Origin of the sequence: Streptomyces sp. NPDC060064, assembly GCF_042736455.1 — a bacterium.
Taxonomy (GTDB): Bacteria; Actinomycetota; Actinomycetes; order Streptomycetales; family Streptomycetaceae; genus Streptomyces.
The window spans coordinates 132,681-158,389 of record NZ_JBHWWF010000021.1; the positions used below are offsets into that span (position 1 = coordinate 132,681).

A 25,709-nucleotide genomic window follows, 5' to 3' on the forward strand; every position below is an offset into this window, starting at 1 on the left:
CCCGTCCGGGGTCCTGGGGCCGGGCGTGACCGACGCGGTGACGTACGCGCTCGGTGGCCTCGGCACGCCCGTCGACTGCTCCGGCCTGCGCAGCGTGCCGCTGGAAGGGCCGCTGGTGCTGTGGCTCGTCGTGGGCGGGTCCCTGGATCTGTTCACGGTCGACACCGCTCAGCAGGGGCACTGGCACTTCCTCGGCCGTCTCGAGGCGGGAACGCTGCTGCTCGGCCCGGTCGAAGGCCCGCAGCACACGCTGCTCGGCAGGCCCTCGCAGGACTGTCTGCTGCGCCGGATCGCGCTGCGGGAGCTGTACCGGCCCGAGTACGGCGAATACGGCGGCGGGCACGGTGGGTACGACGGGTACGACCCGTACGCAGCGCAGTACGACACCCAGTACCAGGCGCCGACTCCGCTGGAACATGCCTTCGCGCTCGGCATCGGCCGCAGCCTGGGCGTCCTGTTCGAGGCCCCGCTGGAGGACCGCCCGGCCATCGACGAGGCCGTGGCCGACGACGACATTCTGTGGATGCCGGTCCCGCCGGGCAGCGTGCAGTACGGCGCCTCCTACAGCGCCGAGGCGGCGGGCGACCTCCTGGTCGACGGCGCGATGTGGCAGCAGATGGTCAACCAGCAGTACCGGCTGCTGTCCGCGGTGGACCGCTGGATCGAACGGCTCGAGCGCGCTCACGAGGACCGTACGGCGGCCGGCATCAAGGCGGGCGAAGCCGTCCGCGCGCGGGCCGACCAGGCGCTGCTGGCGTCCATCGGCAAGCGGGACCGGGCGGGGCGGGCAACTGCCGCCGTGGACCGGGCCACCGACGACGCCACGTTCGCCGTCTGCCGCCGGGTCGCGGAGGCAGCCGGGATCACCCTCACCGAGCCCCCGAAGAGCGGCGCGGTCAACGACCGCGTCACTCCGGTCGAGCGGATCGCGGTCGGCTCGCGGATCCGTACCCGCCCGATCAGGCTCGACGGCCGCTGGTGGCGTACGAACTCCGGTCCGCTGGTGGGCCATTGGGCGAAGTCCGGAGCACCGGTGGCGCTGCTGTGGCGCCGTGGGCGGTACGAGGCGGTGAACCCGGCATCGGGGCTGCGACGGCGCATCGGCAAGGACAGCGCGGACGAGTTCGAGCCGCGCGCCGTGATGTTCTACCGCCCGCTGCCGGAACGTCCCATGACCCCGTGGCGGCTGCTCCGCTTCAGCCTGCGCGACTCCGGCACCGACGTACGCAATCTGGCCCTCGCCGGGCTGGTGACCGTCGCTCTCGGTGCGCTGGTGCCGATCGCGACCGGCCAGGTGCTCGGCGTGTACGTACCGACGGCCGAGAGAAGCCTCATCGTCCAGCTCTCACTGGCCGTCATGATCGCCAGCATTGTCTCCGCCGCTTTCATGCTGTTGCAGAACCTGACCGTGCTGCGGATGGAAGGACGTATGGAGAGCGCGCTCCAGCCGGCCGTATGGGACCGGCTGTTGCGGCTGCCGACGAAGTTCTTCACCGAGCGCTCCACCGGAGAGCTGGCCAGTGCGGCGATGGGGATCAGCACCATCCGGCGGGTGCTGTCCGGCATCGGCCCGGTGGCCGTACAGGCAGGCACGGTCGGTGCGATGAACCTCGTTCTGCTGCTCTGCTACAGCGTGCCGCTGGCGCTGGCGGCGATCGCCATGCTGGTCGTCATCGGAGCCGTGTTCCTCGGGATGGGCATGTGGCAGCTGCGGTGGCAGCGGCAGCTGGTCGAGCTCGGCAACAAGCTGAACAACCAGGCGTTCCAGACCCTGCGCGGACTTCCCAAGCTGCGCGTCGCCGCGGCGGAGAGCTTCGCGTACGCCGCCTGGGCCCGGGAGTTCGCCCGCTCCCGCGAACTGCAGCAGCGGGCGGGCCGGATCAGGAACCTGACCACCGTCCTCGACGCGGTCTACCTGCCGCTCTGTTCGCTCCTGATGTTCATGCTGCTGGCCGGTCCCGCCCGCGGCAGCATGTCGGCCGGCGAGTTCCTCACCTTCAACACCTCGGTGACAATGCTGCTGACCTCGGTCACGCAGATCTCCGGGGCGCTGGTCTCGGCCGCTGCCGTCCTGCCCATGTTCGAACAGGTCAAGCCGGTCCTGGACGAGGCGCCGGAGGTCCGCGGCACCAGCGCGCAGCCCGGCGCACTCTCCGGCGGGATCGAGGCCCGAAAGCTCTCCTTCCGCTACTCCGACGACGGCCCACTCGTCCTCGACGACGTGTCGCTTCAGGTGCAGCCGGGCGAGTTCGTGGCGATCGTCGGCCCCAGCGGCTGCGGGAAGTCGACACTGCTCCGGCTCCTGATCGGCTTCGACAAGCCGGCCTCGGGCAGCGTGCTCTACGACGGCCAGGATCTGGCCGCTCTGGACCAGTCGGCGGTACGCCGCCAGTGCGGGGTGGTCCTGCAGAACGCGCAGCCGCTCACCGGATCGATCCTGGACTGCATCTGCGGCGCCGAGGCCTTCAGCCAGGAAGAGGCGTGGGAGGCCGCCGAGATGGCCGGCCTCGCCGAGGACATCAAGCGGATGCCGATGGGTCTGCACACCATGATCGCCGGCAGCGGTGCGATCTCCGGCGGCCAGCGCCAACGCCTGATGATCGCCCAGGCCCTCATTCGCCGCCCCCGCATCCTCTTCTTCGACGAGGCCACCAGCGCGCTGGACAACGAGACCCAGCGCATCGTAATCGAGAGCACCCGCAGGCTGAGCGCGAGCCGGCTGGTGATCGCCCACCGGCTCTCCACGGTCATGGATGCCGACCGCGTGATCGTCATGTCGGACGGGCGGATCGTCGAGGAGGGCGCACCGTCCGAACTGCTCGCGCGTGCGGGCGGCCATCTGCACGAACTGGTGCGCCGCCAGATGACGTGATGGCCGCCCGCACCGACGACAACGGTCGGCCCAGCCCGCTCCGGACGCCAATGAGTGGCACCACCGGCTCTATGACCGAGCCGTGTTCGGAGGTCTCATTGACATGGTCAGGTAATTCGCCTGCCGTTTCTCTTCGGGCGAATCCAGAAGCGCTGTGCCCGATGTGGCGCACATCGGCTGTTCAGGCGGAACTGAAGGCGAACGCACCGTCTGCAACAGGAGGAACGCCACGAATTTCAGCGGGTGTGGACCATCAAGCAGAGCATCGGACCCGGCGTCGAGTTCGACTTGTCGCGGAACGATCCGTGGCCGCGCATACGCCGGGGGCGGATCCCCGCAGGAATCCGCCCCCGGACCGGCCGCATTGCGTTTTCGTCAGTGACCGGAGCTGTAGTAGCCGCCGAGCTGGTCGCGGTAGGCGGGGTCACCGAGGTGCTTTTCCTTGTCGAACTCGGGCGATGCCTTGATCTCGTCCTTGGAGCGGGAGACCCGGATCGTCCTGTCCTCGTGGTCGATGCTGGTGATCGTGCCGGCCGGGAGCATGACCTCCTTGCCGAATATCCAGACACCGGTGTCGACGACGATGTACTGCGAGCCGACCTCGGTGGAGTGCTTGTCGACCTTGCCGATATGCCCGTCGGTGGCCTCGACCTTGTAGCCCGTCAGATCGTCGTCCGGGGTGTGGCCCGCGGTCGGAACGTAGCCCCAGATGTGCTCACTCATGGAAACTCCCTCATATTGAAGACGCAGGGAAAACAGTTGAATCGGTAACCGCCGCACATCGGCCGAGAAGATGCGCTTCCCTTCGGTGCGGCGACTCCAGGCGAGTTCCCTGCATCTTCTTCCTCACACCGAATAACGAGCTTCTTTCTGAAACGGGCGGGGGGGCGGCGAACTGGAGGCGCAGATCCCGGGGGCGCACCGCTCTGCGCCGGGCTGGAGCATGGCCGAAATCGCGCCTCGATTCCCAGAATCGCGGGTGCGCGAGTTTGCGGCCACGTATCGAGGTCACACGGAGGACGAACTGCTGATGTCGATTGTTGGGATGTGAGCACTGTGGCTGCCGATGAGAAGGCCAAGGCGAAGGCCGAGCAGGCCAAGGGCAAGACCAAGGAGGCGGCGGGCCGGACGGTGGGCAACGAGCGGATGACCGCCGAAGGCCGTGCCGATCAGGTCAAGGGTGACGCCCGCCAGGCGAAGGAGAAGATCAAGGACGTCTTCCGCGACTAGCCGAGTACGTCCGACGCCTCACCGCGCATGAAGCACGGCTCTCGTTGGTCCGTTTGTGAACGGCGGACCTCGAAACCTCGCAACTGCACTGTTCTCCGTGCCAGTTCTGCAAGCCGGAGACCGTGCTGCGCGCGAGGGAGCCGGCAATGTCGTCCAGGGGCCGGCTTTGGGGTCGGCCCCTGGAAGACATGCCGCTGCTGGTCGCGGCGCCCGGGAATCTCGCCGGACAGACCGTCCGGCCACAAGCCACTCGGCCGTGCCCGCACCCAGTCGGAGATCATTTACGGAACGGGCCATTAGACTCGGTGAATGGCGAAGTACTTCGACGTGCACCCCGAGAATCCTCAGCGGCGCACCATCAGCAATGTGGCCGACAGCATCCGATCCGGCGCGCTCGTCGCGTACCCGACAGACTCCTGCTACGCATTGGGATGCCAGCTGGGCAGTCGTGACGGCATCAGCCGGATCCGGTCGATCCGGAACCTCGACGATCGTCACCACTTCACCCTTGTGTGCCAGAACTTCGCGCAGCTGGGTCAGTTCGTGCACATCGACAACGACGTGTTCCGCGCGATCAAGGCAGCGACGCCCGGCAGTTACACCTTCATCCTGCCTGCGACGAAGGAGGTGCCGCGCCAGTTGCTGCACCCGAAGAAGAAGACGGTCGGAGTCCGGATTCCTGACCATGTCGTTGCTCAGGCTCTGCTCGCCGACCTCGGCGAGCCGCTGCTCTCCAGCACCCTGCTCCTGCCCGACGAGGACGAGCCGATGACGCAGGGCTGGGAGATCAAGGAACGACTCGACCACGTGGTGGACGCCGTGGTCGACTCGGGCGACTGCGGCACCGAGCCGACCACGGTCATCGACTTCTCCGGCGGCGAACTCGAGATCGTACGCCGAGGGGCAGGCGACACCACACGGTTCGAGTAGCCGCGAGGACAACCCCTAACCGTCGGCCGCGCCGTCCAAGTGCGGCAAGAAATGATCGAGGCGTTCCCGCTTGGTCCACAAGTAGGCCATGTTCTCTTCGCGCGGCGGGATCAGCAGCGGAACCGGCTCGGCGATTTTGATGCCGTACCGCAGCAGCGCTTCGCTCTTGAGCGGGTTGTTCGACAGCAGCCGCACGGATTGCACACCGAGGTCGTGCAGGATGTCCGCCGCGACCCGGTAGTCGCGGGCGTCGGCCGGGAACCCGAGGGCGAGATTCGCCTCGACCGTGTCAAGACCCTCCGCTTGGAGCTTCATCGCCCGGAGCTTGCCCAAGAGACCGATTCCTCGCCCCTCGTGCCCCTGAAGATAGACGAGAATGCCGCGCCCCTCCGTCACGATGGTGTGCAGCGCGGCGGACAGTTGGTCGCCGCATTCACAGTGCTTGGACCCGAAGACATCTCCGGTCAGGCACTCGGAATGCACACGGGTCAGCGCTCCGTCTCTCTCGATATCGCCGTATACCAGCACCATTTGTTCATCGCCGCTTTGGCGGTCCAGGTAGCCGATAGCGAGAAACTCGCCGTGCATGGTGGCCAGCCGCACTTCCACCACTCGTTCGACACCTGATGGACGAACACTGTCAACGAGCACGCCATCACTTTCTGTCATGACCCTGATCCTATCTGGCAAACTTCTGGCAGTGTGAGGGAAAATGGCGAAGGTACATCAACTGGCTGCCCGTTTCATCACGTTCGACCACGGGCGCGCAGAGTGCACAACGAAAGGCCGGAAAGACATGAGCGGTTCGGGAACGCCACAGCCATGGGGCCTGTGGCCACTGGACTCCACGGAGGACGTGAGGACCCGGCGGGCCGATGTCGCCGTCCTTCCCATCGGCAGCTTCGAGCAGCACGGGGCGTTTCTCCCCCTGGTGACAGACACGGTCATCGCCTCCACCATCGCCGGGGAGGTCGCTGCCGCCCATCCGGTTCACCTCCTTCCTCCGCTGACGTTCTCCTGCTCGCACGAGCATGCTGCCTGGCCCGGAACCGTGAGCATTTCCGCCGCGACCCTCTACGCCGTCGTACGGGACATCGCCGACTCGCTCCGCCGGTCCGGTGTCGGCGCCCTGATTCTGGTGAACGGGCACGGCGGAAATTACGTACTGCGCAATGTGGTTCAGGAATCCGCCGGCAGCGGAATCCGTATGGCGCTTTTCCCGGGCTCGGCGGACTGGGATGCGGCACGGGTCAGGGCCGGTGTCCAGACCCCGTCGCACAGCGATATGCACGCGGGTGAAGTCGAGACATCGATTCTGCTGCACGCCCACCCCGAACTCGTCCGCTCCGGTTATGAAACCGCCGATTTCCTTGCCGACGACCGTAAGCATCTACTCACTCTGGGCATGCCTTCCTATACGGAGTCCGGTGTCATCGGCCGTCCGTCAATGGCGTCCGCCGAGAAGGGAAAGGAGCTGCTGGCCGGACTTGTCGACTCCTTCGGTGAGTACGTCTCACTTCTCACCCCGCGGGAGACGCGATGACCGGCCGCAGCACCGTACTCGACGCGGCAGAGGCCTGGGAGCGGCTGCGGGGCATCCGGTCCGAGCCGGACGCCGAGGCCGCCGGGCTGGTCCGGGGAGCGGACGGCGGACGGCTCTGGAGGCAGGAGGCCTCGCCCGAGGCGGAGTTGCTCGCCGACCGCTATCTGCCGCTGTGCCTGGCCGGTCCGCACCTCACCTTCGCCCAACTCGGGCAGAGCCTGGACGGGTTCATCGCGACCCGTACCGGCGACGCCGACTATGTCACCGGCGAGGAGGACCGCTGCCATCTGCACCGCCTGCGCGCGCTCGCCGACGCGGTGGTCGTCGGGGCCGGCACCGCTGTCGCCGACGACCCCCAACTGACCGTGCGTGCCTGCCCCGGGGCCAACCCGGTGCGCGTCGTCGTCGATCCGCACGGCCGCGTACCGCTGAGTCACCGGGTGTTCACCGACGGGGCAGCACCGACCCTGTGGGTGGTGGGCGCGGGCAGTGACCACCGCGAGGCCGTTCCGGACGGCGTCGACATCCTGACGCTGCCGGACAGCGACGCGTTCGCCCCGAACCGGCTGGTGCAGGCGCTCGCCCGGCGCGGCCTCGGCCGGGTGCTGATCGAGGGCGGCGGTGTCACCGTGTCGCGTTTCCTGGGCGAGGGCGCACTGCACCGGCTCTACGTCACCGTGGCACCGGTCCTGCTCGGCGACGGCATCCCGGGGCTCCGCTTCGCCGGTCAGCCGGTGATGCGGGACGCCCTTCGCCCGCCGGTACGACGCGCCGTCCTCGGCGAGGACACGCTGTTCGAGCTGGAGCTGCGGGCGCCGCAGACGGACGAGCCACTGACCGGCGATCACCCCGATACCGGGCAGGCTCGCGGCGAAGGTGAGCACTCCATAGATCACGGCGACGGTCAGCCCCTGGGCGGCGCCCAGGCCGGCGGCGCCGAAGGCCCAGGCGGTGACGCCTTCCCTGGGACCCCAGCCACCGACGTTCAGCGGCAGCGCCATGGCGAGCAGGGCCAGCACCATCAGGGGCACGAGCTGGGCGAACGGAGCCGTTGACCCCGCTGCCCGGGCGGCGAGAAGGAACGTGCCGAGGTGCCCCGCGAGCACCACGACCGACGACATCACCACTCCCGGCCAGCTTCTGCGGGCGAGCAGTCCGAGCCGCGCTTCCGCCAGCGCGGCTCGGACCGCCCGGCGCCATCGGGATGTGCCCGGCTTCCTGCCGAGACGTACGGCTGCCGTGATCATCAGCCCGCCCACCACGGCGAGAGCCAGAGCGACCACCGGTGACGTGGCGAGGTGATGGGTCTCCGCCAGGGCCGGGGACGGCTGGGCGACCAGTACCGTCACACCGACCGCGATCAGGACCAGCTGGCCCGCGGTCCGTTCGAGGACGACCGCGCGCACGCCGCGGCCGACGTCACCCGTGTTCTGCCCGTGCCGCACCGCGCGGTGCACATCGCCGAGTACGCCGCCGGGCAGCGCCGCGTTCAGAAACAGGGCCCGGTAGTAGTCGGCGACGGCCCGGCCCAGTGGCAGCCGGATGCTCAGGCCGCGGGCGACGAGGCGCCAGCGCCAGGCGCTGAACACGGTGGTGAGCAGACCGAGTCCGAGAGCGGCCAGGAGGGTCGGGCCGTCGATCCTGCTCAGCCCGTCCAGGAATGCGCCGGTGCCAAGACGCCACACCAGCACCGCGAGGATGCCCGCTCCGGCGATCGTGCCGACCCGGGCCCGGACCGTCTGCGCGCTCATGATGTCCCGCCCGCAGGCCGGGGCAGCGCCAGGAGATCGCTGTGGTACACCACCACCCGCAACTCCCCCGCCGCGCACGCCTCCAGGCGGCGGCGCAGATACGCGTCGGCGCGCTGCGCCAGGGCCGGGCGCTCCTCACAGGCCGCGCCGACCCAGCCCCGTAGCCACTCCGCCATCAACGCCGACTCATCGGCGCCGAGCCGCCACGGGCTGGCCAGCACCCGTACCATCGCCCCTTGCCGTGCGAAGGCCACCGAGGCCACCGACACGGCATCGGGTCCGAGCAGCCCGCTGCGGCGCTGGTGGGCGTCGAAGGCGTCGGCGAACTCCGCGTCCAGCGGATCGGCCGGTGTCAGCTCGACCCGCCCCACCACGGAGAGGGCCAGCAGGGCCGGACAGCCGGCTTCCGCGCAGGCCGCGGCGATCCCGTCCACCTCGTCGCGGGTGAGCACGTCCAGCAGAGCGGAGGCCGTCAACAGCGAGGCGCCGTCCAGGTCTTCCGCGGTCAGGCGGTCGATGTCACCTCGTTCGGTCGCCACCGTCACGCGGCTGCCGTCTGCCGCCGTACGGGGCGTTCGCACGGCGGCCAGGTCGAGCAGAACGGGGTCGCGGTCGTGCAGGATCCAGTGCTGGGGACCGTTCAGCCGGGGTGCGAGCCAGCGTCCCATGGAGCCGGTGCCGCAGCCGAGATCGCGGATCACGATCCCGTCGGGCCCTCGCTCCTGACCCGCCAACCAGTGTTGGAGCGGCTCGAGGAGCCCGGCTGCGCGGGCGTCGGCGTCGGCGCCCTCCCGCAGCTCCAGCCACTCGGGTGCATAACCAGGCGCGTCGGTCGTACTCACGCGGCCCTCCGGGGTTCGAGTCGGAGTTGTTCGAGCGCGCCGGCCAGATTCCGCGCCGTCGTCTCCCAACCGTCCAGCGCGGTGCGCCGGTCGTGTGCGGCTGTCTTCAACCGGCGGCGCAGGCCGGGCTCGCCGAACCAGCGACGCAGTGCCGTCGGGAGTGCCGCGGGGTCTTCCGACGGTACGAGCATGCCCGGCACGCTGCCGTCGGGCGCGCGCCCGACAGCCTCCGGGAGCCCGCCGACGGCCGTCGCCAGCACGGGAATACCGCGCGCGAGTGCCTCGGTCACGGCCATGCCGTACGTTTCGGCGTACGAGGTGAGCACCATGAGGTCGGCGGCGGCGTAGCTCGCGTCCAGCTCCGCGCCGGCCTGCGGTCCGACGAGGTGGACCCGGTCGCCGAGACCGGACTTCTCGATCAGCTCCCGCAGACTGGCGACATAGCCGGGATCCTGGTCGAGGCCGCCGACGCATACACAGGTCCAGGGCAGGTCCGCGACGGTCGCAAGTGCCTTCACCAGCCGGTACTGCCCCTTGCGCGGGGTCACCGAGGCAACGCACAGCAGCCGCGAGGCTCCGTCGGTGCCGGGCGCCGAAGGCTCGATGTCGGCGCCGGGGGCGGCGACATGGACCCGGCCGGAGGCGAGCCGGTGGTGGGACACGAGCCGGCGGGCCGCCCAGTTGCTGGTCGCCACGACCGCCGGAACGGCGCGCAGAGTTTCGCGCTCCAGGGCGTCCAGGTCCGCCGCCCGGGCGGGGACGAGTCCTGTCTCGTCGCCCAGCGGCAGGTGCACCAGTACCACCAGGCGCAGCCGTTCGGTCTCTCGGACGACGATGTCGGGAACGGCGCAGGCGACGAGTCCGTCGAGGAGGACGACGGTGCCGTCCGCCGCCTCCGCCAGGATGCGGGACAGCTCGGCGCGAGCGGCCGCTCCGGGCTGTGGCCAGGTGCCCGCGACGGTGTGTTCGTAGACCTGCCAGCCGATGCCGGGCAGGTCCCGGCACACGCGGCGGTCGTAGACATTGCCGCCACTCGGCGCGGCCGGGTCGTCGACGCCGCCGGGCATCACGATGTGCACGGAGCGTGCGGTCACGGTGGTAACGGCGGCGCGGTTCACAGGGTGCGCTCGTAACTCGCCCAGGCGATATGCGATTCGTGCAGGGTGACCGCGATGCCGGCCAGGCCGCGGGCGCCCTCGCCCAGTGCCCCTGCGTGCACCCGGTCGGCGAGGCGGTCGGCGATGATCTTGGCCAGGAATTCCGTACTGGTATTGGTGCCGGCGAAGTCGGGTTCGTCGTCGAGATTGCGGTAGTTCAGCTCGCCGACGACGGTCCCGAGCTCCTGAGTGGCCAGTCCGATGTCGACGACGATGTTGTCGGCGTCCAGCTCGGCGCGGCGGAAGGTGGCGTCCACGAGGAACGTCGCTCCGTGCAGGCGCTGCGCGGGTCCGAAGACCTCTCCGTGGAAGCTGTGAGCGATCATGATGTGATCACGGACGGTGATGCTGAACAACGGGCGACCCTCCAGGTGCGGCGCGTCCGGCCCTTTTTTGCCGGGGCCTGTCGTGTAGTACGGCCGACCTGGCCTCCTTGTTCAGGCCAGATCTGCAGCTTGTTCAGGCCGGATCCGCGGCGGCGTCGTACAGAACCCGGTGGCACAGTCCGGGCAGCTCTCCGGAGGCGAGCCTCGGCAGCACCTCCGGCAGTTCGTCGAAGGCGCATTCACCGGTGACCAGTGCGTCGAAGGCGGGGTCGGCGAGCAGGTCGAGCGCGATCGCGAGCCGGTCGGCGAAGGTCCGGCGGGAGCTCCGGGCCGGGGACACCGTCCCCACCTGGCTGCTGCGCACGACCAGGCGGCGGGAGTGGAAGGCCTCGCCCAGCGGCAGGCTGATCCGCCGGTCGCCGTACCAGCTCAGTTCGAGAACCGTCCCCTCCGGGGCGAGGAGTTCCAGTGAGCGCGCGAGCCCTGCCTCCGTGGCGCTGGCGTGGACGACAAGATCGCAGTCGCCCGCGGCCTCCTCGGGGAGCGCGAAGTCGACGCCGAGCGCCCTGGCGATGCCGGCGCGCTGAGGATCCGCGTCGACCAGTTGGACGCGCACGGCCGGGTACTGGGCCAGGACGGCGGCGACGCTGCAGCCGACCATGCCCCCTCCCACGACGGCGATACGGTCGCCGATCAGCGGCGCGGCGTCCCACAGGGCGTTCACCGCGGTCTCCACCGTGCCGGCCAGCACCGCTCGCGGGGCGGGGACGCTGTCCGGGACGGGCGTCACGGCGCTCGCGGGGACGACGTACCGAGTCTGGTGCGGGTAGAGGCAGAACACCGTTCGGCCCAGCAGGTGCCGCGGTCCTTCTTCGACAAGGCCGACATTGAGATAGCCGTACTTGACGGGCCCGGGGAAGTCGCCGTCCTGGAACGGTGCCCGCATCGTGGAGTGCTGGCTCTCCGGCACGCCGCCACGGAAGACAAGGGTCTCCGTTCCACGGCTCACACCGGAACACAGGGTGCGCACCACAACGTCGCCGTCGCCGGGCTCCGGCAGGCGGACATCCCGCATCTCGCCATGACCCGGCGAACGAAGCCAGAAGGCTCGGGCCTCACGTTCCATTGGCGTCTCCTGAGCAATCGGGCGACGATTCGCGTACTGATCTTTAAGAAGCCGCGCACACGGTACGCGGCGCTCATGGATCTGTCACTCGGCCGGAGGATGCACGGTGGCCTTGAACAACGCGTACGACACGAGGCTGCTGCGGCACGAGCTGCTGCGGCACGAGACCGCCGTGGGAGCGGGCGCTCAGGTCCTCCTGTTGGCCCTGCTCGGCACGGCAATCGGTCTGGGGCCCGCGGGCTGGCTGACGGGCCTGGCCTTCGCGGTCGGCACCTGGGCCGTGCTCACCCGCGCCCTGCGCCGGTCGTGGCTCCAGTCCTTCGGAGCGGCCAACCGCGTCACGCTGGCCCGCGCGACGCTCGTCGGGGGTGTGACCGCGCTGGTCGCGGACTCCTTCGAGAGTCCGCCGCCGGTCACGGTCCTGGTCGCTCTCACGACGGTGGCGCTGATCCTCGACGCGGTCGACGGCAAGGTCGCCCGGCGCACCGGCACGTCGTCCGCCCTGGGGGCACGCTTCGACATGGAGGTCGACGCGTTCCTCATCCTGGTGCTCAGCATCTATGTCGCCACCTCGATGGGCCCATGGGTGCTGCTGATCGGCGCCCTGCGGTACGCCTTCGTGGCGGCGGCCCGGGTGATGCCGTGGCTGTCGTACGGGCCGCTGCCCCCGAGCACGGCCCGTAAGACGGTGGCCGCGCTGCAAGGGATCGTGCTGCTGGTGGCCGGCGCGGGAATCCTCCCGCCTCTGCCGGCATTCGCGGCGGTCCTCATGGCGCTGATGCTGCTGATCTGGTCCTTCGGACGGGACATACGGTGGCTGTGGCGCGTCAGGGTCCAGGAGCCGACCGCCGGCTGACGCTTGATGTGCCCCGAAACTAGGCAAAAGTGCTTCCGACAGGTACCTTTCGCTCCCTGAGTTGAACAGTGCGGCGCCCCAACTCGGGGAAGGGAGACGCCAAATGCCGGGTATCGGTCCTCCGCGCCGTACCGAACCTCCGCGGTCGGGGAGTCTCGCCGACTCGGTCTACGAAACCGCTGAGCACGACCCCTCCCTGGTGCAGTTCTCCCGCCGGGCGTCGACACGGTCGGACGACTGGGAACCGACGACCGCAGAGCAGTTCCGCGACGAAGTCCTGTCCGTGGCAAAGGGATTCCTGGCCAACGGCATCCGGTTCGGCGACCGGGTCGCGCTGATGTCCCGTACGCGCTACGAGTGGACGGTGCTGGCATACGCCCTGTGGTCCGTCGGCGCAGAGATCGTTCCGGTCTACCCCACGTCGTCCATCGAGCAGGTGCGCTGGATCCTTTACGACGCCCAGGTCCGGGCCATCGTGGTCGAGCACGAGAACCATGCGATGACCGTGGCGGCGGCATCCGACGCGGAGATCCAGCTGTCCGCGATCTGGCAGATGGACCTGGGCTGTGTGCCGGCCCTGATCCACCAGGGCCTCGGTACGGACGACGACCTGATCCACCGTCACCGCGCCGCCGTACTGCCGGACCAGGTCGCCGCGATCTGCTACACCTCCGGCACCACCGGAACGCCCAAGGGCTGCCTCATCACCCACGCCAATCTCGCCGCCGAATGCGACATCCTCCTCGAGGGCTGGGGCGGGATCATCGCCGAGCCGGGTGTGCAGCCGGCGATCCTCAACTTCCTCCCCGTGGCCCATATTTACGGACTGATGGTCGTGGTCGCCTGTCTGCGTGGCGGCGTCCGCCTCGGCCACCAGCCGGATCTGACGCCCGAGACGCTGCTCCCCGCCCTGGCGTCCTTCCAGCCCACGTTCCTCTTCGCCGTGCCGTACATCTTCGAGAAGATCTTCCACAAGGCCCGCCGCGCCGCCGAGGATGCGGGTCGCGTCAGCCTCTTCGACAAGGCCGCGGCCGTCGCGGTGCGCTACGCCGAGGCCGTGGAACGCCACTCCATCGGCTCGGGCCACGGCCCGAGCCCGACCCTGAAGGTCCTGCACTCCGTTTACGACCACCTGGTGTACAGCAAGCTGCGCGCCGTACTGGGCGGCCAGGTACGCAACGCGGTGTCCGGCGGCTCGACGCTGCGGAGGGAGCTGGGGCTGTTCTTCGCGGGCATGGGCGTCACCGTGTACGACGGGTACGGCCTCACGGAGACCGCGGGCGGGATCACGGCCCAGCCGCCGGGAGCGGTCAGATTCGGCACGGTGGGCCGGCCGATTCCGGGCTGTGCGGTACACATCGCGACTGACGGCGAGGTGTGGGTACGCGGCGACACGGTCTTCGCCGGCTACCTCAACAACCCCAAGGCCACCGAAGCGGTGCTGCGCGACGGGTGGTTCGCCACCGGCGACACGGGCCACCTCGACGACGAGGGCTACCTCGTCATCACGGGGCGCAAGAAGGACGTCATCATCACCAGCGGCGGCAAGAGCGTGGCCCCGTTGCCCCTGGAGGAGCAGCTGCGCCACCATCCGCTGATCTCGCAGTGTCTGATCGTGGGCGACGACCAGCCGTACATCGCGGCACTCATCACGGTGGACCCCGAGGCGCTGGCGCACTGGCAGGCGCTGAAGGGGAAGCAGCCGTCGGACATGACGGCGATGACGGACGACGAGGACCTGCGGGCGCAGATCCAGCGGGCGGTCTCGCGGGCCAACACCCGGGTTTCGAGGGCGGAGTCCATCCGGGCGTTCCGGATCCTGCCGAACGAATTCAGTCTGGACGCCGGTCTGATGACACCCACGCTGAAGCTCAAACGGCGGGCGATCGCAGGGGCGTACGCGGCGGACATCGACGCGCTGTACACGCGCTGATCTTGTCGTTTATGGTCCGGATTCGAACGGGACATCCAACCGGCACTGCATGCTCACCCCTGAGAACCTGGGCAGCAGGCGGAGACGGTCTGATTCCGTTTCGCCATCCGAACAACCACCGGCAAGGACCTTCATGGACCACATCGTCGAGACCTCCGAAGGCTCAGTTGCTGTTCCCTCACCGGATCACAGGTGGACCGTGTTGTTCTTCATCACAGAGCCGGGCATCGGAGAGGTGCTCCCTGAGCTGGCCGGCTGCACGACCGGGCTGTGCTCCGTGCGCGACGCTTCGGCGCGTTTCGCACGGGCCGACGCCCGTGTACTCGGCGTCAGTGCTCACACACCGGGCCATTTGTCCGCCTTCGCAAAGGAGCGCGACCTCGGCTATCCGCTCGTCGGTGACAGCCAACTGACGCTCGGCCGCGCGGTGGGGGTGCCCGAGGTCCAGGTGGGCGACCGGATCCTGTTCTCCAGGGCCGCCGTTGTCCTCGACCGCTCGGGAGAAGTACGGGCGCTGCTGCACCCGGTCCCGGACCCCGCGCAGCATGCCGCCCTCGTGCTGGACGAACTGGACAGGCTTGACGGCCTCGCCGGGGAGAGCGGCGCCTGATGGGGCTGCTGATCTGTTCGTCCCCGGGTTGAGGATTGGGTGACGGGATAAGATCCGTCCTCCGGACAAGGGGGCAACGCGAGTGACCAGACCAAGCTTTCTGAGCCGCCGCACGTTGTTCGTCCTGAGTGGGGTGGCTGTGCTGGGCGGCGGGACTGGCGTCTATGCGGCCAGCGGTGACTCGCCCGTCCCTGATCGCCAGAGAGTGCGCAAAGACGCTGAACCCCTGCTGCGTCGATTCCGTGCCGTCGGGCAGCTCTCCGATCCACATTGGCTCGGCTACAACCCGAACGACTCCGGACGTGAGCCCATCCCCAACCAAGATCCTCAGATCCGGGTTGTCGGAATCGCTCAGCTGCCGGCAGGCGCAGCCACATCGATCGTCAGGAGTCCGGCGTACGGCTTTGCTCTCGGCGGCCCGTCGAAGGTGCCCGAGGCGCTGGCGCAATTCCTTCCTGAGCACCCTGAGTGGATGAGCAGCCCCCGCTATGACCAGCACATCACCAAGTCGGCCTACCAGGGACAGTTCCACTTCGACCCGAGCACCGACTGCGTCTACTTCGACACGCTCAACCCCGAGGTCGCGTAGGAGCCGGACCCAACGTCGGTGAGGCAGTGCCCTCGCCGGATCGCCGCCTGTCATCGGCGTCGACGACGGAGTCTTGCCCTTCCCGCGTGCGGTCACCCCGGTCGATGTGGGCCAGCTTCAGCACGAGGCGGACATGATGTCCGAACGGTGCCTGCTGTTCGTCGCCCATACCCCAGGCCACCGGATCACGGCCGGCGGCCAGGAGACCCCTCCCCGTAAGCCAGGCACCTGAGTCGGCGCGGTCGAGCGTTCGGTACAGGACGCCGAAGCGGCCTTGGCCGACGTCCTTCCCTGCGTGAACAGAGACCTGCCTGAGAACGGTCGTCGGCCCGGCCGCCTCAGCCCTCGCGGGTCAGTCGGCGGCGGGCATGCTCTGCCTCTCGAGGACGTACAGCACCTGCTGTTCACCCCATTCGACGAACGTGTCGACCAGGACGGCGCCGAGTCCTTCGAGCAACCGCCGGGAGCGGCGGTTGGCCTCCTGGGTCACCGCCACCACAGTGGCGGCGACCGAAGGCACCTCGTCCAGCGCCCAGTCGACGGAGGCGGCCACCGCTTCGTGGGCATAACCACAGCCCCAGTACTCCGGGAGCAGTTGATACGAGACCTCCGTCCGGCCGTCCCGTGCTCCTGGCTGCACTGTCACCAGTCCGACGACGACGCCGTCCGCACGCCGCACCACGCTGAACGCACCTGGGGCAGCGACGCAGCGCTGCTCGCGGACGCGGACTTCGTCCTCGGCTACGGGCCCGCCGAGATGGCGGCGCACCTCTGGATCCGTCCACAGACGCGAGATAGCCGGCACATCAGAGGTCTCGATGGGACGCAGAACCAGACGGGCCGTCGTGAGAGATGCCGGCCAGTGGACACCCACAACCGCGTCAGGGGCTCCCCTACTCACTGATGCCGTCCTCGGCGAGCAGTTCAGCCGCCGACGGCCAGACCCGACGCGCGATCCCCGCGAGGTAGTGGCCTCGCTGCCGGATGAGTTGTTCGTCCCACCCTTGCCCCCAATGCTCCTTGGCGGCGCCGGGCGGCGGAGTGAGCAAAGTGCCGTGAGTGAGCCGCAGCAGGCTGTGCTCGCTGAGCCAGTTCCGCTTGTCGTCCCATCCCATGTTGCCGAGTGCCGGATTGAGCTTGCCGGTGGCGAGGGTGAGGTTGCCCAGGGTGTGAACGAGCTCATCACGAACCGCCCACCCCTCGGTGCTGTCGTCGCTGATGGGCCAGTGGTCCTGCCAACTCTGTGGCATGACGTGCTCGATGGTGAGCTTGGCGCCGAAGTGTTCCCCGTTCGGCACGGTGAGCTGTTCCGTCAGATCCGAACGCAGCGCATCCTCCAGCGCCTCAAGGAGGATGCGGACACGGTGCCGGTACAGGCGCGCATAGATCGGATCGTTTTCGAGGACGGACTGGAAGGCCTCGTCCGACGGCCACTGCCGGTGGTGGCCCTGCATGCCTGCCAGCGTCTTGACGATGGCTTCGTCCGCCCGTTCCGGCTGCAGAGACGCCGCCGTCACAAGCTCCCGGAAGACGTGGTTGTAGTCCTTGTTGCTGAGGTTGAGGACAGCGCGTCTCACCAGATAGCTGTCGAGGGCCCGAACAGCCCGTCGCCGGCGCGGTACGGAGAGCTGGTCACCGAGTCCGTACAGGCAGAGGAGCAGCGGCATGGGCGTGGAGACCTGCATGACCTTCATGCGGTAGAGAAATCGGCCCTCGACCCCGTGCGGGGTGTGGGAATCGAGCTCGTCGTAGATGCCCGCATAGCGCGACAGTTCGGCAAAGATGTCCTCGACAGCCCCCTTGCGAGTGCGCTGCCAGCGCTCGAACTCCTTGAACAGGGCCGGGAATGTGAACTCCCGCTGCGTGCGCATGCTCAGCCAGTGGGTGAGGAAGACATCAAGCCGGCTGCGGGTGATCCGTCCGGTGGTCTGGTCGGTCCGCCACTCGTCCTGGTCGAACGGCGCCCAGTACGAGTCGTAGAGGCGGTGTACGTCGGCACCACCATGTTCTGCCTCGCGAAAGAGCAGGTTCTTCACCAGGTCCGCGTGTTCCAACGGCGTGCCGCGGCTGTTGAGCGTCTCGAAGACCACCTGGGCGTCATCGTGTTCCTCAAGATCAATGATGACAAGACGCAGATGTTCGCGCAGGGTCTGCACGAGGCCGTCGATCCGCTCCTCGGGTCGGGAGACTTCCGCGACCCAGCTGCTGATGCCCTGCTGGAAGTAGAGCACCGCTCCGGCCAGGCGGCCCGTGCCGCCATCTCCGCGCATGACCGAGCGGAATTCGTCCCGGTCGGCGTTTGTGGGCCACACCTTGAACCGGTGGTCGGGGTCCTTGACGCTGTCGTACAGATCCTGGTCGTTCTCGAGGAACTTGCTGAGGAGGCGTACGGAACGGTCGTGCTTCAGCTCCTGGGCCACCAGCCTGAGGGCACACACGAATAATTGAAGGGTCGTCAGCCGCTGCTGTCCGTCGATGACCTGACGGGCTTCGAGATTCGATGACAGGTAGGGGATCTCATCGAAGACGACGGCCCCGAGGAAGTGCGGAAAAACGGCGTCCCCCGTCTCGGCCGCCAGCTCAGCGTGTTCCGCTGTGCGGCGGATGTCCTCCCAGAGCGCGGTCCAGTTGTCGTCCCTGTTCCAGACGTACGGACGCTGGAACAGGGGGACCATGTACCGGATGTCCCTGCCGAAAATCCGCTTGAGATCGACCGTGTCTGCACGCATGTGCGCCCCTCCCTCGGCATACGAGGGATCACCGTATCGATCAGTTGAACCGCTTGCAGATGCTTTGCACCAGCCCGCTACAGCCGACCGGCGGCACAACGCAGAAGCGGATCGTGACGAGTAAGTCACGATCCGCATATCCCGCAATGTGATGGTGTCCGAGGGGGGACTTGTACCGGGAGCCCACGGATCGCGCCACTCAGCGCCGAATTGGAGCTGGCTCTGCCGTAGTTGCCGACCGGAGTCTGGGCGAGGGGAAGTGTTGGTCGTGCGTCCACGCAGGTGCGAATCCCCGGCGGGGGACACGGAACATGGGAACGGGGGGAGCCGGTGGTCGGGGGTGGGCAGCTCGTGATCCGGACGGTCGTTCGGCTCAATCGGTAGGCCGTCAGCGCTTGGCCGCAGGTTCGAGTCCCTGGCGGGAGCCGCCGTCAAGGGCTGGTCGTGCCGCATCCGCCGTGACCTGCGGAGATTCGCCGGTCGTGCAGATGGCGACGCATCTTCCTAAGACGCGCGTTGTCTGATCGCGACCGCAAGATGTGCCTGGTCGGGTCTACGGCGCTGACTGATCACTCGGGCCGGGGGACGGGCTGAGCGGCGGTCCCGGCCGGTGCCGGTTGGCCCCGGAGCGATGGGTGTGCGTGGCCGTTGCTTCGTCGATCGCGGCGGGTGAGGGACTCCAGAATCCTGTCACTTCTCCCGGGCGGCCGTGAGGTGGGTCGTGAGCTGTTGGAGGGCGCCCCAGGTGGTCGCGCTGTCGCCGAGGGGGTAGTGCAGGGCGGGCGCTGCGGTGGGGCCGAGCTGTATGGGGTGCAGGTTCAGAGGTGGGCGACTGGCGTGGGCGAACCCGATGTCGCTGACGGGACCGGCGCCCAGAGTGAAGGTGACCGGGACCGGTGGCTTCTCGAAGTGCGGGGGGACAGTGAGGTCGCGGCGCCCCGGGCGGAGGGAGGTGAGCATCGAGGTCAGGTTGTGCCTGCTCACGAGCGCCTCGGCGAGGGGCTGGATGGTGTCGAGGGGCGGAGTTTCGACGGGGCCGTAGCCGAGGGCGAGGGTGATGTCTTCTTCGACTCCGGCGGTGGTGCGGGTGATGCGCTGGGTGGCGATGGCGGGGCGGTCGGGGTGGCCGACGGCGATCAGCCAGGTCGGGCGGGGGGCCCGGGTGCGGGCCAGGTCGGTCAGCTGGCGTGTTGACCAGGGGAGGTTGACGGGTTCGGCGGTGCTCCAGCCTGTCGGGGGCGCGCCGGTGAGGTGTTGCCAGGTGGTTTCCAGGGCGCCGCCCAGCAGCAGGCCCGCGTCCGGGGCGTGCTGTGTGCGCAGGGAGACGATCAGCTGGCGGTCACCGGACACGGGCTGCTCGGTGAAGGCGGGGACCGGGCCGGGATGCGTACGGATGGGGGTGAAGGCGCCGTTGTGCCAGCGGAGTGCGGCGCCGGAGAGGCCGTCGTAGTAGCCATGCTCGGGGTCCTGGACGATCCAGCGGTTGGGGTGGCCCTGGAGTGCGGTGCGGGTGGGGACGGTGAGTCGAGTCGTGTGGGGGGTGACGATCTGCAGCGCGCGGTTGGTGGTGGCCGCGGTGCGCAGGGCGTCGGAGAGCCAGCTGCTCATGGCGACGACGGGCCGGTCCTGGATGACCACGGCAGCCTGATCGGTGAGGACGTCAATGCCAGGAGGCGAGGTGTCCGTTGCCGGGGCTTGGGCGTTGTCGGAGGTGAGCGGGACGACATCAGTGGTCACGGGGCCGGGGGGCCAAGTGGTGCCGCCCAGGACGGAGACGAGTCGGCCGGCGAAGGCGCGGGCGAGGGATTCGGCGTCGGGGACGGCGGTGGTGGACCGCGTCTCGGTCCACCAGAACGGACCTTGGGCGTCATCGATGGCCGTGCCGAGGAGGCGTGAGGCCTCGCCGGGGACCTGGACGAAGATGGGGGCCTCCACTGAGATGAGGGGATGTCCGCCGGGTGCGCGGAGCTGGACGACCGCGCCGTCGCCCGCGGAGTCCACCCGCACGTCGGGGCCGCCCGCGTAGAGACCCGCAAGCAACGTACGGATATCCGGCATCGTGGGCGTGAGGGCGATGACGTCCTTGGTCACAGAGTGGGTTCCTGGTCTGCGAGAGCGGTCTGGATGAGCTGGTGGGGGCGGCCGCGGCGGACCAGCACACCGCGGCCCGGCGGCTGGGCGGATGCGTACAGGCCGGGGAAGAGCTGGCCCTCGGTGCGGTCCCCGGTCATGACCAGGGCCGCGGTGCCGGTCTCGCGCAGGGCGGTGAGGAACGGTTCGTACAGGGCGCGGGAGGAGCCGGCGGTGCGGCGGGCGACGACGAAGTGCAGGCCGATGTCCTGGGCGGAGGAGATGTAGGGCAGGAACGGGGCCAGCGGCTGCTGGCCGGCGGTGGTGAGGATGTCGTAGTCGTCGACGAGGATCACGATGCGGGGGCCGGTGAAGCCTGAGTGGTCTGCCAGCGCGTCGAAGTCCACGCTCCCGTCCGGCAGCCGCTTTTCCAGTTCGGCGGCGATGCCGGTGGCCAGCGCCGCGGCGAGTTTCGCGTTGTGGGCGTAACCGCCGCGATACGGCTCGGGGACGACGGCGCGCAGTCCCCGGCGTGGGTCGAAGACGGCGAAGACCAGTTCGTCTTCGCTGTAGCGGGCGGTGAATTGCCGGGCTATGAGCCCCAGCAGGTTGGTCTTGCCGCATTCGTTGTCGCCGAGGATCAGCAGGTGCTGGTCCTGCTCGAACAGGTCCAGCAGGACGGGTGCGAGGGTGTCCTGGTCGACGCCGATCGGGATCTTCTTCGGCTCGGCGGCCACCGACGGGAGTCGCTGTGCGGGCAAGTGGGTGGGCAATACCCGTACGGGGGCGGCGAGGTGGCCGTTCCAGGTGGCGCGAATGGTGCGGGCCGCGTCTTCCAGTGCCGGGCCGAGGCCGTCGGCGGTGGGGACGGTATCGATGCGGGGCAGGGCGGCCTGGGCGAAGAGTTTGCCACCGGTGAGGGCGCGGCCGGGGGTGTCGGGGCTGAGGGTCTCGGAGAGTTTACGGTCGATGGAGGAGTCGGTCGGGTCGTTGAGCCGGAGCTCCAGCTGGGTGCCGAACAGGGACTGGGAGGCGATGCGGACGTCGTTCCAGCGGAGCATGCCCGCGACGATGTGGATGCCGTAGCCGCTGCCGCGCTTGAGGAGATCCACCACCGCGTCGTCGAGATCCGCGAACTCGTCGCGCAGAGCACCGAATCCGTCGATGAACAGGACGATGTCGGTGGCGCCGAGCTCGGGAAGTCCGCCCTGGGCGCGCAGGTGGCGGAGCTGGTCGAGGGAGTCGATGCTGTGCGTGCGGAAGGCTTCTTCACGGGCGCTCAGCATGGCGCGGACCTCGGCGACGGTGCGGGCCGCGCGTTCGCGGTCGGCGCGGCCGGCGATGCCGCCCACATGCGGCAGACCCGCCAGGGCGGCAAGCCCGCCTCCCGACAGGTCCAGTCCGTAGAGAGCGACTTCGGTCGCTGTGTGGGTGAGGGACAGGGAGAGCGCGAGGGTGCGCAGCAGGGTGGTCTTGCCGGACTGCGGGCCGCCGATGACCGCTATGTGGCCACCGGCCACGGTGAGGTCGAGGATCCACTGGCCCTGCGACTGGCGGCCTGGATCGTCGAGCAGCCCCAGGGGTACTCGCATGGTGCCCGCCCGGCGGGTCAGCTGCATGCCGCGTTCGGAAACGTCAAGGGGGCCTGCGGCCGCGTCCAGGGAGATCGCGTGCGGCAGCGGGGGCAGCCAGATGCGGCGTACCGGCTCGGCGGCGTCGCGAAGTTGGTCGACCAGGGTCGACATCACGGTCGGTCCGGTCTCGCGTTCTCGCATCGCGGGCGCGTCGACCGCTGCATCCGAAGCGTCCGCCTGCGTGGGGGAGTTGAAGGCGGGATAGGGCAGGGCGAGCGGTCGCTCTTCCGCAGATTCGGGCAGGGCAGGTCCTCGGTAGGCGCCGGAGACGTAACCCGCCTTGAAGCGTTCGTATGTCGAGGTGTCGACCTTGAGGTAGCCGAAGCCCGGCAGTGGCGGCAGGTGGAAGGCGTCTGTGGTCTCCAGGACCGTGCGGGACTCATCGGCGGAGAAGGTGCGCAGGCCGAGCCGGTAGGAGAGGTAGGTGTCCAGGCCCTTGAGCTTGCCGCCCTCGATGCGCTGGCTGGACAGGAGCAGGTGTACGCCGATGGAGCGTCCGATGCGGCCGATGGAGAGGAACAGGTCGATGAAGTCGGGTTTGGCGGTGAGGAGTTCGCCGAACTCGTCGATGACGACGAACAGGTGTGGGAGCGGCTCCAGTTCGGGGCGCTGGGCGCGCAAGGCTGCGTAGTGTCCGATGTCGGCGACATTGCCGGCGTCCTTGAGTACTTGCTGGCGGCGCTTGACCTCGCCGGCGAGGCTGGTGTGGACGCGTTCGACGAGCCCGGCCTGGTTCTCCAGGTTGGTGATCACTCCGGCGACGTGGGGCAGGCCGGCGAAGGGGGCAAAGGTCGCGCCGCCCTTGTAGTCGACCAGGACCATCGCAAGATCCTCCGGCGGGTGGGCGGCGATCAGGGCCAGGACCAGGGTGCGCAGGAGTTCGCTTTTGCCGGAGCCGGTCGCGCCGACGCACAGGCCGTGCGGGCCCATGCCGAGTTCTGAGGACTCTTTCAGGTCCAGCAGTACCGGTTCGTGGCGGTCGTTGAGGCCGATGGGTACGCGCAGGAAGTCGCGTTCGCTGCGGGGCGCCCAGAGCCGGTCAAGGTCGAGGGCGGCCGGGTCGTCGATGCCGAGCAGGGCGGGGAAGTCGATGGGGCCGGACACCGGGGTGCCCTCGGCCACTGACTCGGCTGACAGACGCAGGGGGGCCAGCATCCGGGCGATGCCCTCGGCCCCGGCGGTGCCGATGTTGTCCGACGTTCCGGAGGTGGTGGGGGCATCGGGGGTACGCAGGTCCTCGACCACGACCTGGTCGCCGTCGACCGTGATCCGCACCGCCACCTGGTCGGGTTCGTGCACCTGATGCTCCAGCAGATGCAGCACGGTCACACCCATGTCCGTGAGGCCAACTGCCACGTCGGGGCGGGGCAGTTCATCGGCGTTCTGCCCGTACTCGTCGCTGACGACCAGGAGCCGGTCGATGAGCGCGAGCGCGTTTCTGTCGGACAGCCCGCGCCGGACCTCGGCCGCGTACGAGGCGCGCTGCCGCAGATCCGGTCCGATGAACCGCGCCAGCTGCGGCAGACTCGGTGCGATACGGCGCGCCGCGACCGGCCCGTCGTTCGTCTGCGTATCCAGGATGTGGGGCAGCCACTTGACCCACTCCCACTCCTCAAGCCGCTCGCCGGGCACGCCGAGCGCGAGTGCCAAGTCGTCGGGCGCGTGGGTGACGGCGGCCTGGATCAGCAGGGCGCGGGCGACGCGCAGCACGCCCTCCCGGTCCCCGACGACGCTGACATTCCCGGCCCGGTCCAGGGGGACGGTCAGGGGGAAGTCGGTGGTTGTGGTGAACCGGGCCACCAGGGCCCGCGCCTCGTTCAGCATGAACGGATCCGGCGGGGTGAGGACACCCCCGGTGCTGTTGCGCCCCACCGACAACTCCTGGGTGAGCACGTTCCCGGTGCCGATACGCACCCGCAGGAAATCGGAATCGCTTCGACGCCGCTCCCACAGCCGTGCCGGATCCTGCACCAGGTCGTACAAGGCCTGCGGTGGTGGATTGAGCAGCCGCGCCTGCCGCCTCAACTCGCACTCGATACCCCCGAGTTCCTCGCGCTGCTCCTCCAGGTATTCGAGGTAGCGCTCGCGCTGGGTGCGGCGGGTGCGCTGGGCCTTGCCGCGCTGGGACAGAAACAGCGCCACGGCACCGAGCAGCGCGACGATGAGGACGATGGCGCCCAGGCCGGCGAACTGGCTGTTGCGGATCACGGTCATCATCACGACCGAGCTGAGGACACCAGCCATCGGCAGCAGCGCGGTCGCGGGGGTGCCGATCTTGCCCTCGGGAAGGTTGGGCGGCGGCTCGACCGTACGGGCGTGGGGCGGGGCGAGGGGGCGGGTGGAGCGGGCCGGGCGGTGGATGAGCTGCTGGGTCATCGCACGCGTACCGCCCGTTCCATCGCCTCGGCGGCCAGTCGCATGGCTGACTGCCGGACGGCCTCGCCCAGTTGTGCGGTGTGGATGGGGCCTCCCTGGGCCAGATGCCGGTCATAGGGCAGCGGCACGACCGTGACGCCGGTCTCCCGCAGATGGGCGGTGGCCGCCTTGAGATCAAGCGTCATGTCCGGAGAGTGGGAGGTGAGGGCGACCACTGTGGTGGCGAGCGCCGAGTGCGGCAGCTGGGCCAGCCAGTCGAGCACCAGGCGGGTGCCGCCGACGCCTTCCGCGGTCATCGGGGCGACCACGATCCGCGCGTGCGCGGTATCCATCGCGGTGCGGGCCACCTCCCCCGGCAGGCTCTCGCAGTCCACCACCGTCACCGCGAAGTAGCGTCGCAAGGCGAGGGTCACCGTCCGGTACGTCGGCATGTCCAGCGGTGCGCCGACGCGCCCCTGGCTCGCGGGCAGCAGCCACCCCCCGTCTGCCACCGGGACCAGGTACCCGGTGATGTCGGTCAACTGCATGGCCGGGGTGAGGATTTCCGCGAGCTCCCGGCACGACCAGCGCACCGACTCGGCCCCGAGCCGCACCGGCAAGGTGCCGAGCGCTGCGTCCGCCTCCAGGGCGAGGACGGGGTCGTGCCGGTAGTGGTTGAAGGTACGGGCAAGCAGCGCGGAGGCGGTGGTCTTGCCGACCCCGCCGCGGATCGCGGTGACGGCGATGACCCGCCCGGTTGTCACCGGCTGCTGGATCTCCCGGGCAAGGTGCGACCGGGCGGTCACATCCTGGGAGGCGGACGCGGCGAGCTTGCGCAGCGAGCGCCCGGTGCGGCGGGTCAGTGAATCCCCGTGCTGGGCGCGGCCCAGGGCAATGGCCAGCCGCGGATCCACGGTCGGTACGGACTCGGGGGTGGTCATCGGGAGCCGGGGCGCCGAGGAGGCGCGCGGCGCAGGTGATGGGGTGCTCGGGTCAGGCGTGCGATGCGCGGGCCGTGCCTGGGCCGGTCCCGATACGGGTTCGGGTGACAGAGGCGGCACGGCGGCCCCGACTTCCGGTCCCGCGCTCTCTGCCGGGCCCCCTGCGGCGGGCATCACGGGGGCTGTCTGCTGCTCCAGCTCCCGCACCAAATCCC

18 protein-coding genes and 3 pseudogenes are annotated in these 25,709 nt (G+C 69.2%); 9 read left to right on the top strand and 12 right to left on the bottom strand.

Annotation, left to right across the window (positions count from 1 at the left end; genetic code table 11):
- Positions 1-25 precede the first annotated feature (25 nt).
- Entirely contained in the window at positions 26-2,872 is a 2,847-nt protein-coding gene (locus ACFWDI_RS24650) for an NHLP bacteriocin export ABC transporter permease/ATPase subunit (RefSeq protein WP_385306880.1), read from the top strand.
- Between the two features lie 375 nt (positions 2,873-3,247).
- Here the strand turns inward: ACFWDI_RS24650 and ACFWDI_RS24655 are convergent, their stop codons facing one another.
- Positions 3,248-3,595 (bottom strand): PRC-barrel domain containing protein, encoded by a 348-nt coding sequence (locus tag ACFWDI_RS24655; RefSeq protein ID WP_385306882.1) that lies wholly within the window; start codon positions 3,593-3,595, stop codon positions 3,248-3,250.
- A gap of 333 nt (positions 3,596-3,928) precedes the next feature.
- Between ACFWDI_RS24655 and ACFWDI_RS24660 the strand changes: the two genes are divergently transcribed.
- Positions 3,929-4,102, top strand: coding sequence for a CsbD family protein (locus tag ACFWDI_RS24660; RefSeq protein WP_327328560.1), 174 nt, complete (start codon positions 3,929-3,931; stop codon positions 4,100-4,102).
- 309 nt (positions 4,103-4,411) lie between these two features.
- Positions 4,412-5,032, top strand: coding sequence for an L-threonylcarbamoyladenylate synthase (locus ACFWDI_RS24665; RefSeq protein ID WP_385306884.1), 621 nt, complete (start codon positions 4,412-4,414; stop codon positions 5,030-5,032).
- A 15-nt stretch (positions 5,033-5,047) separates the two neighbouring features.
- On the opposite strand, the gene ribA is transcribed toward ACFWDI_RS24665, so the two are convergent.
- A complete protein-coding gene (ribA, locus tag ACFWDI_RS24670; protein ID WP_385306886.1) occupies positions 5,048-5,701 on the bottom strand; it encodes a GTP cyclohydrolase II in 654 nt (217 codons plus the stop codon).
- Between the two features lie 127 nt (positions 5,702-5,828).
- On the opposite strand from ribA, the gene ACFWDI_RS24675 reads away from it, so the two are divergent.
- Complete coding sequence (locus ACFWDI_RS24675) at positions 5,829-6,575, top strand: creatininase family protein (RefSeq protein ID WP_327327095.1); 747 nt, start codon at positions 5,829-5,831, stop codon at positions 6,573-6,575.
- A pseudogene (locus ACFWDI_RS24680) lies at positions 6,572-7,219 on the top strand (RibD family protein); the annotation flags it as partial. The gene ACFWDI_RS24675 and the pseudogene ACFWDI_RS24680, both read left to right, overlap by 4 nt.
- Before the next feature lie 276 nt (positions 7,220-7,495).
- On the opposite strand, the pseudogene ACFWDI_RS24685 reads toward ACFWDI_RS24680, so the two are convergent.
- The 5 genes and pseudogenes from ACFWDI_RS24685 to ACFWDI_RS24705 all read right to left on the bottom strand — a co-directional run.
- Positions 7,496-8,326, bottom strand: a pseudogene (locus tag ACFWDI_RS24685) (lysylphosphatidylglycerol synthase transmembrane domain-containing protein); the annotation flags it as partial.
- On the bottom strand, positions 8,323-9,237 hold the full coding sequence (locus ACFWDI_RS24690; protein ID WP_385306888.1) for a class I SAM-dependent methyltransferase: 915 nt from the start codon (positions 9,235-9,237) through the stop codon (positions 8,323-8,325). The pseudogene ACFWDI_RS24685 and the gene ACFWDI_RS24690, both read right to left, overlap by 4 nt.
- Positions 9,165-10,235, bottom strand: a complete 1,071-nt coding sequence (locus ACFWDI_RS24695; protein WP_385306923.1) for a glycosyltransferase family 4 protein — start codon at positions 10,233-10,235, stop codon at positions 9,165-9,167. Before ACFWDI_RS24695 ends, ACFWDI_RS24690 begins: the two co-directional genes overlap by 73 nt.
- Positions 10,236-10,282: 47 nt before the next feature.
- Positions 10,283-10,681 (bottom strand): 6-pyruvoyl tetrahydropterin synthase family protein, encoded by a 399-nt coding sequence (locus ACFWDI_RS24700; RefSeq protein ID WP_385306890.1) that lies wholly within the window; start codon positions 10,679-10,681, stop codon positions 10,283-10,285.
- A gap of 103 nt (positions 10,682-10,784) precedes the next feature.
- On the bottom strand, positions 10,785-11,777 hold the full coding sequence (locus ACFWDI_RS24705) for a zinc-binding alcohol dehydrogenase (protein WP_385306892.1): 993 nt from the start codon (positions 11,775-11,777) through the stop codon (positions 10,785-10,787).
- Between the two features lie 106 nt (positions 11,778-11,883).
- Here ACFWDI_RS24705 and ACFWDI_RS24710 point away from each other — a divergent pair, with 106 nt between their 5' ends.
- From ACFWDI_RS24710 to ACFWDI_RS24725, 4 genes and pseudogenes are all read left to right on the top strand, one after another.
- A complete protein-coding gene (locus ACFWDI_RS24710; protein ID WP_385306894.1) occupies positions 11,884-12,633 on the top strand; it encodes a CDP-alcohol phosphatidyltransferase family protein in 750 nt (249 codons plus the stop codon).
- A gap of 103 nt (positions 12,634-12,736) precedes the next feature.
- Positions 12,737-14,566 (top strand): AMP-dependent synthetase/ligase, encoded by a 1,830-nt coding sequence (locus ACFWDI_RS24715; protein ID WP_385306896.1) that lies wholly within the window; start codon positions 12,737-12,739, stop codon positions 14,564-14,566.
- A 202-nt stretch (positions 14,567-14,768) separates the two neighbouring features.
- Positions 14,769-15,176 (top strand): redoxin domain-containing protein, encoded by a 408-nt coding sequence (locus ACFWDI_RS24720; RefSeq protein ID WP_385306898.1) that lies wholly within the window; start codon positions 14,769-14,771, stop codon positions 15,174-15,176.
- A gap of 638 nt (positions 15,177-15,814) precedes the next feature.
- Positions 15,815-15,997 (top strand): annotated as a pseudogene (locus ACFWDI_RS24725) (hypothetical protein); the annotation flags it as partial.
- A 120-nt stretch (positions 15,998-16,117) separates the two neighbouring features.
- Here ACFWDI_RS24725 and ACFWDI_RS24730 read toward each other — a convergent pair.
- From ACFWDI_RS24730 to ACFWDI_RS24750, 5 genes are all read right to left on the bottom strand, one after another.
- Positions 16,118-16,666: a GNAT family N-acetyltransferase gene (locus ACFWDI_RS24730; protein WP_385306900.1), complete on the bottom strand. Its 549-nt coding sequence runs from the start codon at positions 16,664-16,666 to the stop codon at positions 16,118-16,120.
- On the bottom strand, positions 16,659-18,494 hold the full coding sequence (locus tag ACFWDI_RS24735; RefSeq protein WP_385306902.1) for a DUF262 domain-containing protein: 1,836 nt from the start codon (positions 18,492-18,494) through the stop codon (positions 16,659-16,661). Before ACFWDI_RS24735 ends, ACFWDI_RS24730 begins: the two co-directional genes overlap by 8 nt.
- Positions 18,495-19,184: 690 nt before the next feature.
- Positions 19,185-20,585, bottom strand: coding sequence for a DUF6177 family protein (locus ACFWDI_RS24740; RefSeq protein WP_385306904.1), 1,401 nt, complete (start codon positions 20,583-20,585; stop codon positions 19,185-19,187).
- On the bottom strand, positions 20,582-24,574 hold the full coding sequence (eccCa, locus tag ACFWDI_RS24745; RefSeq protein ID WP_385306906.1) for a type VII secretion protein EccCa: 3,993 nt from the start codon (positions 24,572-24,574) through the stop codon (positions 20,582-20,584). Before eccCa ends, ACFWDI_RS24740 begins: the two co-directional genes overlap by 4 nt.
- A complete protein-coding gene (locus ACFWDI_RS24750; protein WP_326653786.1) occupies positions 24,571-25,494 on the bottom strand; it encodes a type VII secretion protein in 924 nt (307 codons plus the stop codon). The genes eccCa and ACFWDI_RS24750 overlap by 4 nt, the downstream gene beginning before the upstream one ends.
- Between the last annotated feature and the right edge of the window lie 215 nt (positions 25,495-25,709).

What these genes read in the sequence shown, in the direction of transcription:
- eccCa (WP_385306906.1), bottom strand. Translation starts at nt 24,574, where the DNA reads ATGACCCAGCAGCTCATCCACCGCCCGGCCCGCTCCACCCGCCCCCTC.
- ACFWDI_RS24750 (WP_326653786.1), bottom strand. Translation starts at nt 25,494, where the DNA reads ATGACCACCCCCGAGTCCGTACCGACCGTGGATCCGCGGCTGGCCATT.
- ACFWDI_RS24665 (WP_385306884.1), top strand. Translation starts at nt 4,412, where the DNA reads ATGGCGAAGTACTTCGACGTGCACCCCGAGAATCCTCAGCGGCGCACC.
- ribA (WP_385306886.1), bottom strand. Translation starts at nt 5,701, where the DNA reads ATGACAGAAAGTGATGGCGTGCTCGTTGACAGTGTTCGTCCATCAGGT.
- ACFWDI_RS24675 (WP_327327095.1), top strand. Translation starts at nt 5,829, where the DNA reads ATGAGCGGTTCGGGAACGCCACAGCCATGGGGCCTGTGGCCACTGGAC.
- ACFWDI_RS24715 (WP_385306896.1), top strand. Translation starts at nt 12,737, where the DNA reads ATGCCGGGTATCGGTCCTCCGCGCCGTACCGAACCTCCGCGGTCGGGG.
- ACFWDI_RS24705 (WP_385306892.1), bottom strand. Translation starts at nt 11,777, where the DNA reads ATGGAACGTGAGGCCCGAGCCTTCTGGCTTCGTTCGCCGGGTCATGGC.
- ACFWDI_RS24695 (WP_385306923.1), bottom strand. Translation starts at nt 10,235, where the DNA reads ATGCCCGGCGGCGTCGACGACCCGGCCGCGCCGAGTGGCGGCAATGTC.
- ACFWDI_RS24735 (WP_385306902.1), bottom strand. Translation starts at nt 18,494, where the DNA reads ATGCGTGCAGACACGGTCGATCTCAAGCGGATTTTCGGCAGGGACATC.
- ACFWDI_RS24655 (WP_385306882.1), bottom strand. Translation starts at nt 3,595, where the DNA reads ATGAGTGAGCACATCTGGGGCTACGTTCCGACCGCGGGCCACACCCCG.